Source organism: Acinetobacter sp. SW-226, from assembly GCF_055632855.1.
On sequence record NZ_CM145752.1, the window covers coordinates 3,130,805 to 3,147,397 of the forward strand.

At 38.6% G+C, this 16,593-nt stretch carries 12 protein-coding genes and 3 pseudogenes; 1 reads left to right on the forward strand and 14 read right to left on the reverse strand.

From position 1 onward, the window contains the following. Nucleotides 1-106: 106 nt before the first annotated feature. The 13 genes and pseudogenes from ACZ8ZH_RS14865 to ACZ8ZH_RS14925 all read right to left on the reverse strand — a co-directional run bounded on the left by ACZ8ZH_RS14865 (nucleotide 107) and on the right by ACZ8ZH_RS14925 (nucleotide 14,454). Nucleotides 107-1,321: a hypothetical protein gene (locus ACZ8ZH_RS14865; protein ID WP_428872051.1), complete on the reverse strand. Its 1,215-nt coding sequence runs from the start codon at nucleotides 1,319-1,321 to the stop codon at nucleotides 107-109. A 7-nt stretch (nucleotides 1,322-1,328) separates the two neighbouring features. Beyond that, nucleotides 1,329-4,205, reverse strand: coding sequence for a type I restriction endonuclease subunit R (locus ACZ8ZH_RS14870; RefSeq protein WP_470247769.1), 2,877 nt, complete (start codon nucleotides 4,203-4,205; stop codon nucleotides 1,329-1,331). Nucleotides 4,206-4,256: 51 nt separating this feature from the next. Next, the gene (locus ACZ8ZH_RS14875) at nucleotides 4,257-5,354 is read right to left on the reverse strand and encodes a PD-(D/E)XK nuclease family protein (RefSeq protein WP_470247770.1); all 1,098 of its coding nucleotides are present in this window, start codon (nucleotides 5,352-5,354) and stop codon (nucleotides 4,257-4,259) included. 69 nt (nucleotides 5,355-5,423) lie between these two features. Beyond that, nucleotides 5,424-5,792, reverse strand: coding sequence for a DUF4431 domain-containing protein (locus ACZ8ZH_RS14880; RefSeq protein WP_317113165.1), 369 nt, complete (start codon nucleotides 5,790-5,792; stop codon nucleotides 5,424-5,426). A 36-nt stretch (nucleotides 5,793-5,828) separates the two neighbouring features. Further along, the gene (locus ACZ8ZH_RS14885; protein WP_470247771.1) at nucleotides 5,829-6,680 is read right to left on the reverse strand and encodes a hypothetical protein; all 852 of its coding nucleotides are present in this window, start codon (nucleotides 6,678-6,680) and stop codon (nucleotides 5,829-5,831) included. 60 nt (nucleotides 6,681-6,740) lie between these two features. Further along, nucleotides 6,741-7,481, reverse strand: a pseudogene (locus tag ACZ8ZH_RS14890) (restriction endonuclease subunit S); the annotation flags it as partial. Continuing rightward, nucleotides 7,464-7,895 (reverse strand): annotated as a pseudogene (locus tag ACZ8ZH_RS14895) (restriction endonuclease subunit S); the annotation flags it as partial. The pseudogenes ACZ8ZH_RS14890 and ACZ8ZH_RS14895, both read right to left, overlap by 18 nt. Next, nucleotides 7,895-9,462, reverse strand: a pseudogene (locus ACZ8ZH_RS14900) (type I restriction-modification system subunit M). The pseudogenes ACZ8ZH_RS14900 and ACZ8ZH_RS14895, both read right to left, overlap by 1 nt. Before the next feature lie 255 nt (nucleotides 9,463-9,717). After that, complete coding sequence (locus ACZ8ZH_RS14905; protein ID WP_428872055.1) at nucleotides 9,718-10,632, reverse strand: recombination directionality factor; 915 nt, start codon at nucleotides 10,630-10,632, stop codon at nucleotides 9,718-9,720. A 288-nt stretch (nucleotides 10,633-10,920) separates the two neighbouring features. Then, nucleotides 10,921-11,970 (reverse strand): YqaJ viral recombinase family nuclease, encoded by a 1,050-nt coding sequence (locus tag ACZ8ZH_RS14910; protein WP_428872056.1) that lies wholly within the window; start codon nucleotides 11,968-11,970, stop codon nucleotides 10,921-10,923. A 158-nt stretch (nucleotides 11,971-12,128) separates the two neighbouring features. Beyond that, complete coding sequence (locus tag ACZ8ZH_RS14915; protein WP_428872057.1) at nucleotides 12,129-13,163, reverse strand: DUF932 domain-containing protein; 1,035 nt, start codon at nucleotides 13,161-13,163, stop codon at nucleotides 12,129-12,131. Between the two features lie 18 nt (nucleotides 13,164-13,181). Next, a complete protein-coding gene (locus ACZ8ZH_RS14920) occupies nucleotides 13,182-13,448 on the reverse strand; it encodes a hypothetical protein (protein WP_428872058.1) in 267 nt (88 codons plus the stop codon). Between the two features lie 121 nt (nucleotides 13,449-13,569). After that, a complete protein-coding gene (locus tag ACZ8ZH_RS14925) occupies nucleotides 13,570-14,454 on the reverse strand; it encodes a YagK/YfjJ domain-containing protein (RefSeq protein ID WP_470247772.1) in 885 nt (294 codons plus the stop codon). A 618-nt stretch (nucleotides 14,455-15,072) separates the two neighbouring features. On the opposite strand from ACZ8ZH_RS14925, the gene ACZ8ZH_RS14930 reads away from it, so the two are divergent. Continuing rightward, nucleotides 15,073-16,005 (forward strand): hypothetical protein, encoded by a 933-nt coding sequence (locus ACZ8ZH_RS14930; protein ID WP_419271654.1) that lies wholly within the window; start codon nucleotides 15,073-15,075, stop codon nucleotides 16,003-16,005. A 38-nt stretch (nucleotides 16,006-16,043) separates the two neighbouring features. Here ACZ8ZH_RS14930 and ACZ8ZH_RS14935 read toward each other — a convergent pair whose 3' ends face one another. Next, nucleotides 16,044-16,589 carry a hypothetical protein gene (locus ACZ8ZH_RS14935; protein WP_470247773.1) on the reverse strand — a complete coding sequence of 182 codons (546 nt, stop codon included), beginning with the start codon at nucleotides 16,587-16,589 and terminating at the stop codon, nucleotides 16,044-16,046. Nucleotides 16,590-16,593: the final 4 nt, after the last annotated feature.

A 16,593-nucleotide genomic window follows, 5' to 3' on the forward strand; every position in this document is an offset into this window, starting at 1 on the left:
ATTCAAAATGCCGGGATTTGTTTTGTACTTAAAGTATTTCCTTCAATCGCAAGTGAACCTTTAATGGTACGGATACGATTGGCTTTCCTTAGTTTTATTTACAGTCTCACCACCTCTCTACTGTTATCTTCGCTATTGATCTCACTCCTTTATCAATATCATTTACCAAACCTGATGCACATTGATAATGTTCAGCACAAATTTTTCTAACTTCTGGATCTTCATCATTTATTAATTGAGTAGCACCCTCATAATATCGAGCACAAGCTTTGCGAATTTCTACCTCATGATCATTCACAAGTTCATCTACACAATCTATAGCCTCTAAACAAGCCAATCGAACACTCATATCATGATCATTAACTAGCTCTTTGGCAAAATCTTCATCAACTGCAATACATGCCTTCCGAACTTCTGGATCACGGTCTTGAATCAAGATAGCTGCAGTATGGTAATTATTTAATTCTTTTAAAGCATTTAACTTTAGCTCTGTGTTCTGACTTTCCAAAATCATGAATTGAGCATGCTCTGCTATGGTATCATCTTCATCAGTCATCAATTGAATTGCACAACTTTCATAAAGTTGAACACAAGCTGATTTCACCCACCAATCATCTAAATGATTATCTAAAATTTGTAAGGCTAGACGTTCATCAATACGGCACAGCTCAACCAATTCCTCTGAATCTAAACAGCACCAATCATCATCTTCCAAAAGCCGCTGAATACTTATTTCAACAAGATCTTCATCTTCACTATGCACTAATTTTAAAGCACATAATCTCCAACTTTCAGCGCACTTTTGTTTGATCCATTTGTTCTCTAACTCTACACAAATATCAGCAAAATTATCATCTGTAGCAATTTCATTTTCTAAAATTTCTCTAGCCCTTTCTTTCTCTTCTAGTACATCTGAATCAATTCCCGTTAAGGAAACTGTTTGTAATATATCTGGTTCCCACTCAGCATCATTCATCAATATCAGAGGATGACATAACTCCCAATCTAGACATGCTTGACGTACTTTATAGCTATCATCTGCAAATAAATACTTAGCACAAGACTCCCATTTTTCTGCACATGCCGCACGAACAGTAGCATCGCCATCTGCGATAAGTTTTAAGGCTAAAAACTCATAATGCACAGCACATAACTGTCTAATTTCAGCATCTTCATCATGAATTAAGGTTTGTGCAAAGAACTCACTTTTTTCAATACATCGTTTTTTAATATCTTTATCAAAGTACGAAAGGTATTTATTTGCTGTCACTGGATCAGTCAGTAAGGCATCTACTTGAGCATCAATATTCTGCATATCCATTATCTACTCAAAGGCCAGTATAAAAAGTCTGAATAAATTTTCTCGTCCTATCCCACAACTGATTAAATACACTCTCCCGCTCAAACAGCTTAACCTTATAGTTTGGTAAGTCTTTTAGTTCTTCCTTCCGTGGTAAACGCTTCGTGAATTCATAGTTATCTAAAACCGTTTTCATCGCTTCTGGTTTCAGGTTTTCTTCTTTACAAAGATGCTGATAGGCTTGTTCTTTTTCTGCATCCCAGAACTGAGCAAAAGCCACTTGTACGCTTTGCCCGTTGATCATTTTTGGCATATTTTCTTCGATGAATTTTTGAATCAAATCTTGCTTATCATGCAAGCTAATATCACTACCAATCAGATCATGGACTTGAGCTTCGTATTTCTTACGCTGCTCATCTGTTTCAGCATTCACTGCCATCTGTAGCAGTGTCAGGATATAACCCACATTAATGCGGTCACTGTGCAGTAGGTCCAATTGGAAATCGACATCATCCAGCACCGAGACTTTTTCTTTTTTAGTGGCTTTACGAGTTGCTCGACATAGATCTGCATATTTCGAAGCGAAATTAGCAAAGTGTTGTTTATCTAAAACAGTCTGATCTTGGTCATATTCCACAAAAGTTTGCAGTTGTGCGTTGTAACGCATGACCTCGCGGAATGCCTTGATGAATTCCAGTTGCTGATCTTCAGTCAGCAAATCATCCACGGCTTGATAGTCGGGGGTAATGTTCAGTAATTTTTCGACTGCATCCGCATAATCCTGTTGAATTTCTTCAAAGCTCGGTACCAGTACTGTCTTTCTTGCTTCCTTATTAGAAAACAGGGCCAAGGCTTCATCCGTAGCACGTTTCAGATTGCGGAAGCTAATGATGTTTCCGAAAGGCTTTTTGTCATTGTACACACGATTGGTACGTGAGAAAGCCTGAATCAGACCATGGTATTTAAGGTTCTTGTCCACATACAGCGTATTTAGGGGCTTTGAATCAAAGCCCGTCAGGAACATATTAACCACTAATAGAATATCAATCTGCTTTTTCTTGACTCGATCTGCAATATCTCGATAGTAGGCATAGAAGCCGTCACCAGAATTGTAGTTAGTACCAAACTGGGCATTATAATTAGCAATGTAACGTTCTAGTTTGTCGCGGCTAGACTGGTTAATTTGTGTTGGGGTGTCTGTAGATTCTTCATGAATCAAACCATTCTGATCTACAGTATCGACTGCTTCATTAGCACCGTAGGAGAAAATTGTAGCAATGGTCAGTGGCTTAAACAGCCGACCTTGGGCTTCATCCTGTTGTTGCTTTTCAGCTTGGACTTTCTCAAACAAATCGTAGTACTGGGTCAAGGTATCGACTGAACTAACACAGAACATCGCCGTGAATTCACGACTCTTGGTTTTGGTGTCATGTGTCTCAACGATATAACGTGCAATCATTTCCAGTCGTTGCGGATTGTCGTATAGCTCTTGGGTGTCAATCCCCTCAACATCATCATCACAATCAAGATTGTTCTGCATCCCTTTAGCGGTATATTTGCCACGGTAATCAATTTGGAACTGCAATACATTGCGGTCACGTATCGCATCGACAATCACGTATTGATGTAAGCACTGATTGAACAGGTAATCCGTGGTCAGTTTCAAACCTGCTTTGGATTGGCTGTTTTCCTCAAAGATTGGTGTACCTGTGAAGCCAAACATCTGCGCATTGCCAAAGAACTTTTTAATGTTCTGATGCGTGTCACCAAATTGACTGCGATGGCATTCATCAAAGATGAACACCACTTTCTTGTCTTTTAGGTAATTGATGTATTCCTGATAGCGGTCATTACTGATGGCACGATTCAGCTTTTGGATGGTGGTCACAATCAGCTTGTCATGGCGTTGATCAAGCTGCTTCACCAAAGTATGCGTGCTGTCGGTACTGTCCACACTCTCTGCTTTAAAAGCATTAAATTCGCGTGAGGTTTGCGTATCGAGGTCGTTACGATCGACCACAAACAGAACTTTTTCCACATCAGGCATTTGCATGATGATCTGACTGGCTTTAAATGAAGTCAGGGTTTTACCTGAACCTGTAGTGTGCCAGATATAGCCGTTCTGATCGGAGTTTTGCACATGCTCCACAATTTTCTGTACTGCATAAATCTGATAGGGACGCAGCACCATCAGGCTTTTGGTGGTTTCTAGCAGCACCATGTACTGGGTCAGCATTTGGGTCAAATGCTGCTGATTGAAAAAAGCTTCGGCAAAGTCGACAATTTCATTGATGTGTTTGTTATGGACATCCGCCCAGGGAAAGGCAAACTCGATGCCTGTGGTGCCGTTGGAGTAATAACGGGTATTGGCACCATTACTAATGACAAAAAGCTGAATAAAACCAAATAGCCCTTGCCCTGCCCAATAGGCTTCACGAATATAGCGTTGCGTTTGATTAAAGGCTTCGGCGATTTCCATGCCGCGTTTTTTCAGCTCGATCTGCACTAAAGGCAAACCATTGACCAGTAAAGTCACATCAAAACGGCTGGTTCTGCCATTATAGTCGCGGTGGTCGATGGTGATTTGATTGGTCACCTGATAGATGTTCTTGCTTGGGTCATCTGAAAGGAAAAAAATATGTTTGCTAGTGCCGTCATCAAATTTGACAGGGAACAGATCACGCAGATTCTTGGCGCGTTCAAACACTGTGCCCGTGTTCAAAAAACTGATGACCTGCTTCCACTCAGTATCTGACAATGCTGTAAGTCCGTTAGCACGTTCAATTTGTGTTTTGAGATTAGACAGTAGTTGGCGTTCATCCTTGATGGTAACGGTTGCATAGCCCAGTCCTTGCAGTTGTGCAATCAGTTCATTTTCAAATTGATATTCGCTTTGTACTGTCATTTCACCCTCTACTCTCTAAATTCTTATTCGCTTTATATTCAATATACTGATTTACCTTAAAGTTTTTTCAATCACATCTAACAAACTTGCTTTCTCCAGAATTAAATCTCGAATCGCTTCAAAATTATTTTCAGGTGCTCGCCAATAGATACATAACCAGCGTTCAGCACCACCTTTATATTTTTCAATTTTCCAGTTGAGGTAGCGTGAATCATCGTTGCATTTCAAAATAGAAAATACTTGCTCCTCTAATGCTTCTGGTAAATTCAGAATATAAGTATTCACCCCAAAGATTGTCTCGCCATGATTTTCATAAATATATAAAGTGTTATTTGTCAGGTTATTCCACGCATCGTTATAAAAACGAATCCCTCCCCATGATTCATATTTGTTTCTAGAGATATAACCATCAATGGATTGATTAAGAAGCTGACTGATACTATCGACAACTTCTTGAATAGTATTAGTTTTCAGCTTTTGCAACTCTTGTATTTCTTGATAATGATCAAAAATAAATTGGATACGGTTCATATCTAGATTCTGGGTACGATAATAACTTTCAAGATGCAGCAAAAACTCACGAGCAAACAAATTCCATTTATTCATGGGATTCGTCATCATTTGTTCTGCAAGGTAAGGTCGGACAGCATTCACCAATTCTTGGTAGGAAATACCGAACCAATTTTGGGCTTCACTTTTACCAGAGATGCTGAGTATCAAGCCAAGGATAGCTTTGCCTTTTGAGCGTGTTTGAGCATATTTCACATAGTCATCAAATGGATTGTTTTGATGATGGTAAATTTTAGCTTCCAGTAAAATGAGATGTGTATCGGTATCAATCATTAGGTCGATACGATTGCTGTTATGTGTAACGCATTCTCGCTCCAAGTTTTCCACTTGACCTAAACTAGAATTCTCTAGGGCGCTCATTCCTACAACAACATCACTAAAGCCTTTCCAGAACACCTCTCCCAACTCATGGGATTCTTGAGGGTTTAAGAAAAATTCAAGCAATTCAGTGGTGGGATTTTCGTAATGGCTACGAATCGCAGTATCGAAAAAAGTTTTTTCTCGCGGAATCGCTTTAAACTTTTTTGCAGAATCTAAAAGTTGTGTGAAATGTTCAAAAGGTGAAGTTGCTAAATTCATTATGCCCCCTATACAAACATCTGATGTAACAAGCTTTTCCCATGTTAGGAACTACAATCAGTAATTTCATTATTTATAATCCACAGACTTAACAACACAAAGAACTTTAGTCGTGTGATGGGCAGTATGTGATCTAAATAATTCACTACATTTAATTTTTACCGACTGCCCTTCTTTCTTAAACAGTGAAGAATAACGTGGATCATTATCCACCAATTGAATAAGTTTAGTTTTGACTAAACCTTCTTCACCATCGACATTGACTTGCCGATCTAAAGCCAATGCAATTTGATTACCGCCAAAAGCTTCTTGATTAGGATGTAAGCTTTTAATTCGCAGTAATTTCCCTGTTAATGTTGCTGGTTGATCGTAATAAAATGTTTGTGCTTGGCTTAATATAGGCATTAAGGCAAGCACAGCAATTAAAAGTTTTTTCATATTCCCCTATCTCTTTTCAATTTTTAACTATTTGAATCACTTATATTCTTTCTTTATTGCATTAAAGTGGAATAATTTTGAGTAATTGACTTTACGGATCTGATCATAATCCTCAGTCGGTTTTTCTCCCTGATAAGTCACTTTCAGTGGGAAATAAGCAGCTCCATTATTAATCACGTCTAAGCTACTGTCATAGCTATAATACAGTGGTGAATCTTCTTCATAACTTCCCCCGTTATCGGCTCCAGCATCCGCTACACCATAACTATTGATAAAGTCATTTTCAGGGAGGTGCAACGCTTCCCACCACAGTTCTGTCGTTCCTGTGCTGGTGTACCCGTTTTGGAAGATACTTCCAACCAAGTTCTTACCCAAAGGCTTTAAGTTCTTAGCAATTTCTTCCAGATCAAGCCCCACACGCCCCCAGCTACCAGAAAATTCAGCATCTTTGGCACTTCGGCTGACCAGTTGATACTGACCATTATGTAGTTTTTTAAAGCTAAACAAGTCTGCTGTTCCTGCACAAGCATGGCAAGACACCACATTACCTTCACTACCGACCTGTATCTTTTCAATCATGACTAGATAACGCGATTCCTTGGCATTATTTTTATATTCAATTACTGGATGCATGAGCGCGACAGTCGTATTTTCATCTTCATCCGCTTGTCCCAAAGTAATATGTGGCATTTTACTCAGCTCTTCGTCATCGACATAGCCACGGCTCATCTGACCAGTATAAAACTGGCGCATGATGTTCTTAAAGCTCAGGCTATCCAGTTGTACCTGTGCCATTTGCAGCGCTGAAAATTGTGAATTAGCCATAGCTATTGGTGCAGCAAACAAAGCGCTGCTGCTTAATAGCAGGCTGATCAATAGTTTTTTCATTTGTACCCCCCGATAGAAAATGTGAAAAAGCCAGATTCAAAAGTAAATCTGGCAAAAGACTTAAACAAACATCTGCTGTAACAAGCCTTTTTTCCACTGTTTGGCTTGTTCAATTTGCTGTGCCACCACTTCAATTTTTTGGTCAATGGCAGATAAGAAATTAGCGATTTTAGTTTGTTCACTCACTGAAGGATAAAATACTGTTATTTTATCCATGTCTTGTTTCCCAAAGTTAGCCTGTGCAGATTGATTTGCTAATTGAGAAAATCTTCCAAAAACTAAATCTGATGTTAAAAGATATTTTAAGAAAGGTTTTATCAATAAATTTTCATTCAAAGGGATAAATTTACCAACACGATAGTTTTGCAATAGAATAAAGGGTTTGTTTTTCACCTCTATAATTCTTCCGATATAACCTGTCAAAGACATCAAAATATCACCATTCTGAATTTCAAATTTTTTGAAATCCTCACGTCGATTCTCATTGATATAAGTTAAATTGGCTAAATCTAAATTATTGCCTATGACATTCCCGATTTTAATTACTGCGATACCCTTAGAGGTGAAATCTGAAGTCCGGAATTGATATCCATGAAATAAATTCACAATATCACTTAAAATAGTTTCCTCCCACGCCCCAAACTCACTACCATCATCCGCTTTAAAACGAATTTCCTGACTAAACAACTTTTGCATCATGCCTTGTTTATATTGGTTCAGCAGTTCATGTTTTTGCGTCAGTTGGCTGATCTTTTCATCCACGTTCGATAGAAAAGAAGCGATTTTGGTTTGTTCTGTAAATTCGGGGATAAAAATATTAACTTTTTTTATCATTCCTCCAGTTACAAGGGGTTGTCCTGTCCCAAATACAAGTCTATTCAGATTAAATTTTATCAGTAGTTCTCGTAAATAATCTAAACTCGTATCATCTGATACAGTGAGTCTCAGAGTGTTATCTGATACAGAATATTTTCCATCTATTTGATATAAAGATCCTGCATTCGCACCAACACGTGCAATTAAAATTGATTTTCCTTCATAGTCAAAAATATCTTTATAACCAATCACACCTGTTGAACCATAAAAAGGGAATTCTCCAGTATCGCCTTTCTCTTCCGATTTTCCTGACTGAATAGAAAACCCTTTCAGTTTCTCAAAAGTTGTATTTGTATAGTCTGCATCAAACTCTTTAAATCGTAACTTAGGCACAGCCATTACTTCACCTCCGCAAACGGTGAAGCAATACCTAGCTCTTTGCAGAAATCCGCAATGATGGCATCGGTCTTTTGGCTGTCTTGTTCCAAAGCTTGAAGCTGTTTTGCAATCGCATCTAAATCAATCTCGGCTTCCGCCTCAAAGGTATCCACATAACGCGGAATGTTCAGGTTGTAATCGTTATCTTTGACTTGTTGTAAGGTCGCGACATGCGCATATTTTTCAATGTCCTGACGGTTTTCAACGGCCGCAACAATATTGTCCAAATGCTCAGGCAACAGCTTGTTTTGATTCTTCTGTTTTTCAAACTCATTGCTGGCGTCAATAAACAGAATGTTGCCTGTATGCTGACGGTTTTCTTCAACACCAAAATACAGGTCGGAATAGACGTGCCATAGAAAATATTGGCAGGTAAACCAATAATCGTATCCACCACATTCATCTGCTCAATCAAATACTGACGAATCACGCCCTCACTGGATCCACGGAACAATACGCCATGCGGCAACACCACCGCCATGGTGCCATTGTCATCCAGTTGATACAGCATGTGCTGTACAAACGCCATATCGGCTTTAGAACTTGGCGCCAGTTTGCCATACGCGGCAAAGCGTTCATCTTGTAAAAATAACGGATCGGCAGACCATTTTGCAGAAAATGGCGGATTCGCCACCACCGCATCAAACTTTTTATCTAAATGCTGCGGACGGGTTAAAGTATTTTCCTGCTTGATGTCGAACTTGGCAAAATGCACGTCATGCAGAATCATGTTCATGCGTGCCAAGTTGTAAGTAGTACGGTTCATTTCCTGACCATAAATCATGTCAACATCTTTGACTTCACGTTTTACCCGTAGCAATAACGAACCTGAACCGCAAGTCGGGTCATAGACTGAACGTAAACGGTCTTTGCCTTGGGTGACAATCTTCGCCAGTAAAGTTGATACCGTTTGCGGGGTATAGAATTCCCCCGCTTTTTTGCCCGCGCCTGAGGCAAACTCACCAATCAGGTACTCGTAAGCATCGCCCAGTACATCGGCTTCGGTATTGGAAATATCAAAATCAATATCATCTAAATGACTCAGGACTTTCGCCACCAGTGCATTACGGTCACTGGCATTATTGCCAAGCTTGGTCGAGTTTAGATCTAAATCTTCAAACAGGTTGGCAAAGTCATCGGCAGAGTCGGTGCCTAACGTGCTTTGTTCAATCGATTTTAAGGTTGCAGTTAAATCATCCAAAATGAATTCGCCCTGACGACCACGCTCGGCTAAGGTATGGAATAGCTGTTTTGGTGTGAGCGCATAACCCACTTCGGCAATGGCATTCTTTTTAATTTCTTCGATGTAGGGCACATGCTCAGCATTATTTTCATCTAATTCTAAAAAGCTGACGTCTTCACCATTGAGCAATTCGTTGGCAAAGTTCACCGATTTTTCTGATAAATATTTAAAGAAAATAAAACCCAGTATGTAATCACGGAATTCATCGGCGCCCATGGTGCCACGCAAAGTATTGGCAATATTCCAAAGTTGTTTTTGTAATTGTTGCAGTTGTACTTGGGTCATTGTTATTGAAGTCCGAAGAAAAGTATAAAACGTGAATAGTTTACCGAAAATTAAAGTTTTTTCAGCAAAATTGGAAATAGAAAGACAAAATTTGTCGCACTAAATTTAACAGTACAGTCAATCGTAGCCAACTTAAAGATGCGTGTACCATTCTTTTGACCATTATCCCTGAAATGCTACAGGTCTACCTACGGACAAAAAAATAAGGGAATTTTCTCCCTTATTTTTTATATTAATATATTTCAATAATTTGAATTAACTTATCGCTTTAACACTCTGCCTAAGTCCCTTTTGAATCTGCATGGCACTGTCTACGGTTTGACAGGTATTTGCTGCATGATCAGGCTGTGTATCAACAGCATTTTGCTGATCACTATAAAACTCCTCCACAATATCCAGCCCCTCCTCACCCCCCACCTCAAAGCTGGCATTGCCATAACCTTGCCGTGCCACATGATCTAAAGCCTCCTGATAAAACCCTGCTGCCTTGCTCTGTTCATCTATCTGTTTGGCTGAGCTAATTGCCTCCTGCAAATTGACACCATCACGTAAAGTTAAGTCCACGTAATAGATCGGAGTACGGTAACTTTGCGTGGTACTTTTTCCTCGTAAGGTCAATTGCAATGGCAGACATGAAAGTAAGTCACCCGATGCCGCATGGTAATAACTAAGTCGTGCTGCCAATGTCCGAATACTGTTAAAGCCTGTGGTTCTAAAGATGAATGTACCAAACTCATCTGATTCATCCAGATTGACATACAGCCTGCCATAAGGTTTACAGAGTCCGCCTTGTGCCAATGGGCATAAATCAGGTGACAGACATGGATGCTGCTCAATGCCATTCTGTCCAAGTCGCTGACAGGTTTCTCCATTGCCTGAGCAGATTAAGCGTCCTGTTTGTCGGTCGAATAAACTGTACTCGGCTCTAAGGTTGAGCTCAGGGTCATTAAAAATCATTCGTACAGGTATGGTTCTGAGTTTCTGGTTTTGTGCCTTGGCACGTAATTGCTCGTCCAGTGGATGTTTGACCCATCCCTCTTTCCCTTGGATTTGGCTGGTAATGGTAAACTGGTCATCCTTTTCAGGCAGCCGCTTGCCATTCTTTTCAACGATCTTGCCAATACTAATACGCCCCAACACAGGTGGGGTAATTGCTAAACCTTTAATCATGGTGATTATCCTTTATTGCATTTGTTTACGGATTCCCCAAATCCATTGAATGCACTGTCTCCTACACCATATTTTTAATTCTCCTGAAAAAAATGATTTCCAGTCACAGGTCATGGGAGAAATCATTGTGCGAACATAAAAAAATGCAAAGCTGCTCCACCGTCCTTTCCTTAGTATTAGGGAATAGACAAGAGGGGCGACTTTGCACAAATTCTAAATTTAGGGAAATAAAATGGTTTGATGTGGTGTGTGATGGAAATAGGTCTAAAACTTGTTTAGTCAGACGATTTAGGTTGTTGCAGAATAAATATTAAAGCGTCTGCTGCCTTGTCGGGGCTGTGGGTACTGGTTTAATAGCTCAGGCTGTGCCTGTAATAATGCCTTTTGATCCAGTACCACACTGTCCTTTGATTTTTTCCATGTCACAGTACCATTGGAAAAGATGGCTTTCTCGGCATCTTTCATGAGTGCCTGAATCCGATGTTTGAGATAGTCATACTTGGTTTGATGGTCGGTGAGTTGTTTTTCCTCATGCAGCAGATCAGTAAACAGTTGATCAACACCCTCCAACGTGGAGAAATCAACGGTCTGTAAAGGGATATGTTGTGGGTAAAGCAGTTGCAGGGCTTTGGCGGCTGATTCACTGGCATCAACACTCGGTGGTATGTCATTTTCCACATAGCTCCAGAATATGCGTTCAGAAGTCATGATTTGGTCAATCACAATTTCATTGCGTTCAACCTTAAAAATCTTGGCTTCATGTCCACAGATCAAGACACAGATATGCGCTGCCTGTTTGCCTGTGACTGCCAGTTGGTGCTGCACCTGAATAATCACATATAAAGGCACACCATCACGCCAGAGTTTGGTTCCCCATTCCCCCACAGATTTACATTCCAATATCTGTACTTCATCACAGCCAACCACGCTGTAATCCAGATTGGCTAACATAAAGTGTTTATCAGGATCAGGATGCTGTAACACCGCATTGACCTTACGCACCTTATGACCTGTCTTGTGTTGGTAATAGTTGGCAATTAAAGGCTCAAGCTGATTACCCCAATATAAGGGGGAATAACTGTTTTGGGTCGGTTGATCAGGCTGGTTCTGCATCCGACCTGTTTTAATCATCCATAACTCTAACATGCTCATGTGAGGATTAAGCCCACAGGCTGCGGCTGCATCACTGCTACCAATGCCCTGTTTGCGTACCTGTAACCATTGTTCACGGCTCATGCCTTTGGTTTTAACAAGGCGTTTGGCATGACTAGGATTAGGTTTAGCTAACGGTAAATGTGGTATGGATTTGCTGCTTTGTGGTTCAACAATATGGTTCATGAGATACTCCATGTCTGTAAAAATTAAAATTGCGGCATAAAAAAAAGCCACATCAGGGCGATGTGGCAAAAGGGAGTTTTTGGGTAGAGGGAAACACATCATTTAAGCAATGCGTATACTGCTTAGGCTAATTTGACTGGCTCTAAATCCGACCAAAGTTAGACCACCATTCTGAGTGCCTGTTCCAGTCCTCGCTGTTTAATGGCTGCACCTGTACCAAACCATGCTGAATCCAGTCGGTGATCGGTACTCATGGCTCGGCGTTCATGATCGACAAATTCGGTGATGCTACACAGCAAACCATAGGCTGTACCTTTGGCTGAACTGAGTTCTGCACCTCGTCCTTGACCATTAAACATATCCATGACTTTCGACATGGCTCGTCCATTCGGTTCGGTTTTATTGGCTGCATTGGCTTCATTTGCCACATTACGGTAGAACTGGATAATGCTGTCATCCTGTTCAGCAATACTGAGATTGGTATTGTTAAATACCGCATCAAAATAGGCTGTCGCTTCCTGTTGGGTGACTTTACGCTGACTGAGTTGCTTCATTTCATACATGTGGTCATCCCATGCACGGACTGAAATACCCAGTTGCTGTTTGACCTTTTCTGCATCAAAACGAGTGCTATGTGGAACTTTCACCACGCCTGCACTGGTACTGCCATTGCGTAAGGCAATCGCCAAGGTGTTGTTACATACAACCCGAATGGAAGTGAACTGTGCTGTCGTGGCAAGTGTGCCATCACATGCTGTTGCCAGTAGAATGTAGCCATTGCTGAAATCCTTGCCTTTTAAGGCTGTACTTTGTCCTGTACGTGCCAAAGCCCAGAATTTCTTGCCACCTTTGAGTACCCCTGCGGTTTCCAGTTCAAAGCCTGATTGCTCGGTCAGATCACGATAAAACTCAAGGATTTCTTTGGGTTGAACTTCCTGAAAGCGTTGGCTCACGACTGATAAAGGTGCATGGGTATCAGAACGGTATAAGACACGTTGTTCCTCATACGGCATAATGATGCTTTGCCCACGTTCATTCTGTGCCATATAACTCACATCGGAAGATTCAATCCGCCAATCCATGCCTGCCTGCTCTGCCCAGACTTCAATCGGTTGATTTTGCGTAAGCTGATTACCCAGACCATGCCACGGGGTTTCACCAACATACGCCATTTGTTCAAGTTGATGTGCCATGATGATTTCCTCCCATCCTTAGTTGAAATTGTGCTGGCAATTGTTGCAATGGAAATAAGCGGTAGGCTGCTGTGGTTGGGATGGTTGAACCAAACTATCAATCAAGCCACCTACCACTGCACCAGCTAGCCCACCCAATAATGGTGACATCGGTATAGGCAAGCTTTTAGAAATCATCGTACCAACTCCTGCACCAGCCATAGAACCATAAGTATTAGAACTTCTAGATGCTGATGTTGAGCGGCTAACATTTTCAGAATAACAATATGGGCATGTAATATTCATAGGATAATCCTCATTAAATGAAAAAAGGCTTACCGATGGGTAAGCCTATGTTTTTGAATGTAAGGGAAAAAGAAAATATTCAATCTTCATGTTAATGATATATATCTATGATTTTTTGGGATCAACGTTGTGACATACCAAAGGTTTTCATCTTTTTGGTGGTTTTAATCCTGAGATGTTGTTCCTTTTCAGGGCGTGCTGAATATGTCACGACTGAACGCATCTTCTTCACCTGATAAGGTAATTTACTGTAGATTACCCCAATTCCAACGACTCCATTTTCTTCATATTGCTTTAAATAGCGACGATCATGGCAATTAAAATAACGTCCTTCTCCATCTGTAATATCCTCCCATAACTCACCCATATCATTCGCAATCGTCCATGCCCCTATACGATCTCGTTCATCAAAAATAAATGTAATATGGCAATGATAGCCTTTGCTCTTACTACCTTGTTCCAAAGCCCATACCAGTAGTAATACATCATCTCCATATTTAGATCGCTTCACTTTTCTAAGGAAACGCTCCAGATCATCTTCTACTCTCTGGATATTAACATTGGGGATATAACTCAACTCAATGCTTACAACCAATAGAGCCTCATAGCTTTCAGTTAATTCAGTTAATCGCTTATCTAGTTTTTTAGTATTCAAGCTTTCGTTATAACGATGTTGTCGTCTTTCGTTTAAATGATCATTTTTCATTTTACTGAAATATCTTTGCCAATCATCAAATGATCTGCGTTTTAAACTTCTCAATAAGTCTTTTGGTGAATCTAGGTCGCGATGGTAGTCATATAGTAAATTACAAAATAATTGTAATAAACTTGAGTAACTAAAATCAGGATTATAGACTTGATCAAAGTCAAGGATTAATTCACAAAAGTTTTTATAAAAAGATCGAGGTTGTCTTTTTGCATATAAACTGGATTGAATAAAATCTTCTATCTCAATGGATAGATTTGCTTCGCAGATTTTACTTGATGGTATATTTTCAAAATTCATGGTCACTTGCCTATAGTTTAGAACCATATGAAGTGACAATTATTTTAATAATTAAATTTTAGATTAGAGATTATTGAATTAAGTTCTTTTAATGAATAGTTTAATAAGTTGATTATATATTTATAAACAAAGTCATTACACATAATTAAAAATAAAATTAAAATAAACTAAAGCATTATTCAAACATAACAATATCAAGGCTTCCAGCATAATCAGATTTTAAATAAAACATGATAAATCCAATTAAAGTTATCCGATGGTAAATATATCAAAAATCTGGTGTCATTCATCAGTATTCTTTGATTGTCTCACTGATATTAGAGACCTATCATTGTGGTTATCTACAATATCTGGTCATGGACTATCACAAAACTGCCTTTTGCATAACTTCAATTTTGTCACTCCTATCATCTGAATGACAAAGCCAAATGATACAGGATTGTATGGTGTGTCATTGCAGGTCGTGGGTACAGAATTGTGCTTTGGTGTGCCTCCTATGAGCTATAAAAAAATTATTAAAAAATCATGCTAAATCGTGGGAAAACATACAGAAAAATTCGTTGAAACTCATACTCACCTTTAATAAAGTTTATATAAATCTTAGTAAAGGAAAGCACAATGAGCTACACATCACGCAATGATGATCTAATCAAACTGGTTAAAGAGTTGAATACAGAAGATAGTGTCTGGTTACTTCATGTTATCAATAAGGACACAATTGAGTTTGAATCACGTATAGATATAGAGGATGAACATGATCCACAACTAATGGATAAGGACATTGATAAATTAAATTCAATCAAAGATCTTAATGAATTAAAAAACTATTTAATTGATGGGTTAAAGGATAAGACAGAAACTTTTTCTAAAACTATCATGGACTTGATTGAGGAGTACAAAGAACAACTCATGATTAGAAGTCGTGATTTTTCAAAATATAAAACAAATAGACGATTATTGAGTTTTGCACTTTATAAAATATCATTTGATAATCGTGATATTTATCGCCAAAACCCATCCATTTCAAACCCCTATGTTCGATTCCTTTATATTATGTTTACCTATAGAAAATATTATAGAAGCAGTCGAGAACTTGAACGAATAGAAAGAAAGCATAGCGAAATTATCAGTGCAAAATCTTTACACTTTAAAAATTATGATCATCCTGAGTTCTATAAATGGGCAAAAACCTATATCGACAAAAACACATCAGAATTTAAGGAATTTAATCAGATCGAATTTACGCCTTTACAAGATGCTGACTTTGGCATTTGGGTTAATTCAATTTTTGATATTATGTACTATGCAAATCAACATGCTTATATCAACTTAAAGAAACAATTGTCTAATGCTTGGTATCAAAAATCTTATCAAAAAAATAGGAAAGGAAGAGAACATCATTATTTCCTAACAGATTTAACTAAAGATTTACTTAAAATACTCGCATCAAAACACAATAAAAATGAAGATAGGATGATTGAACATTTAATTAATAAATGTGCAATTGAAGAAAGTATTATTGTAGATGGGAAGTTAGTATATTCTATTTGACTATACTAATTTTTACTAGCTCAAACCTTATTTTATAATTACTCTTTTTTTGGCTTGTACATTTGCAAGCCATCTATTGCTTGTCTTAATCTAATTTTATAATTTTCTGAATAACGATCATCATAACAAAGTTGATCTATAAAGTCATAATACCATACTCCATATTTTGAAGCATCGTCAAATACATTATGAATAAATTTATAAAAACTATATAACCTAACAGAATTATCATAAAATGTTCTTTGTATAAATTCGAAACCATACTCCTTCATTTTATTTTGTGCATACTCCGTACAAACTCTTCTCTCTTTATCATTTAAATCATGTACAGCCTTTGTTTTACAAACATAAATACTATTAATTGGAATATTGTAAATTGGTCTATAATTAACTTGCTCTTCATTATTATATATATTTCTCGAGTGTCCCTCGATAAAGAAGAAAGCCCCAACTAGTGCGGAAACATTCCGAACATCACCATTAAATAGCATTTCCTTATGATTTATCTCTTTATTTATCGAAATCAATAAACCTCTGATTTTTTTAACACTGTCAGTCATAATTTCATTAAAATCCAATTTCATGAAC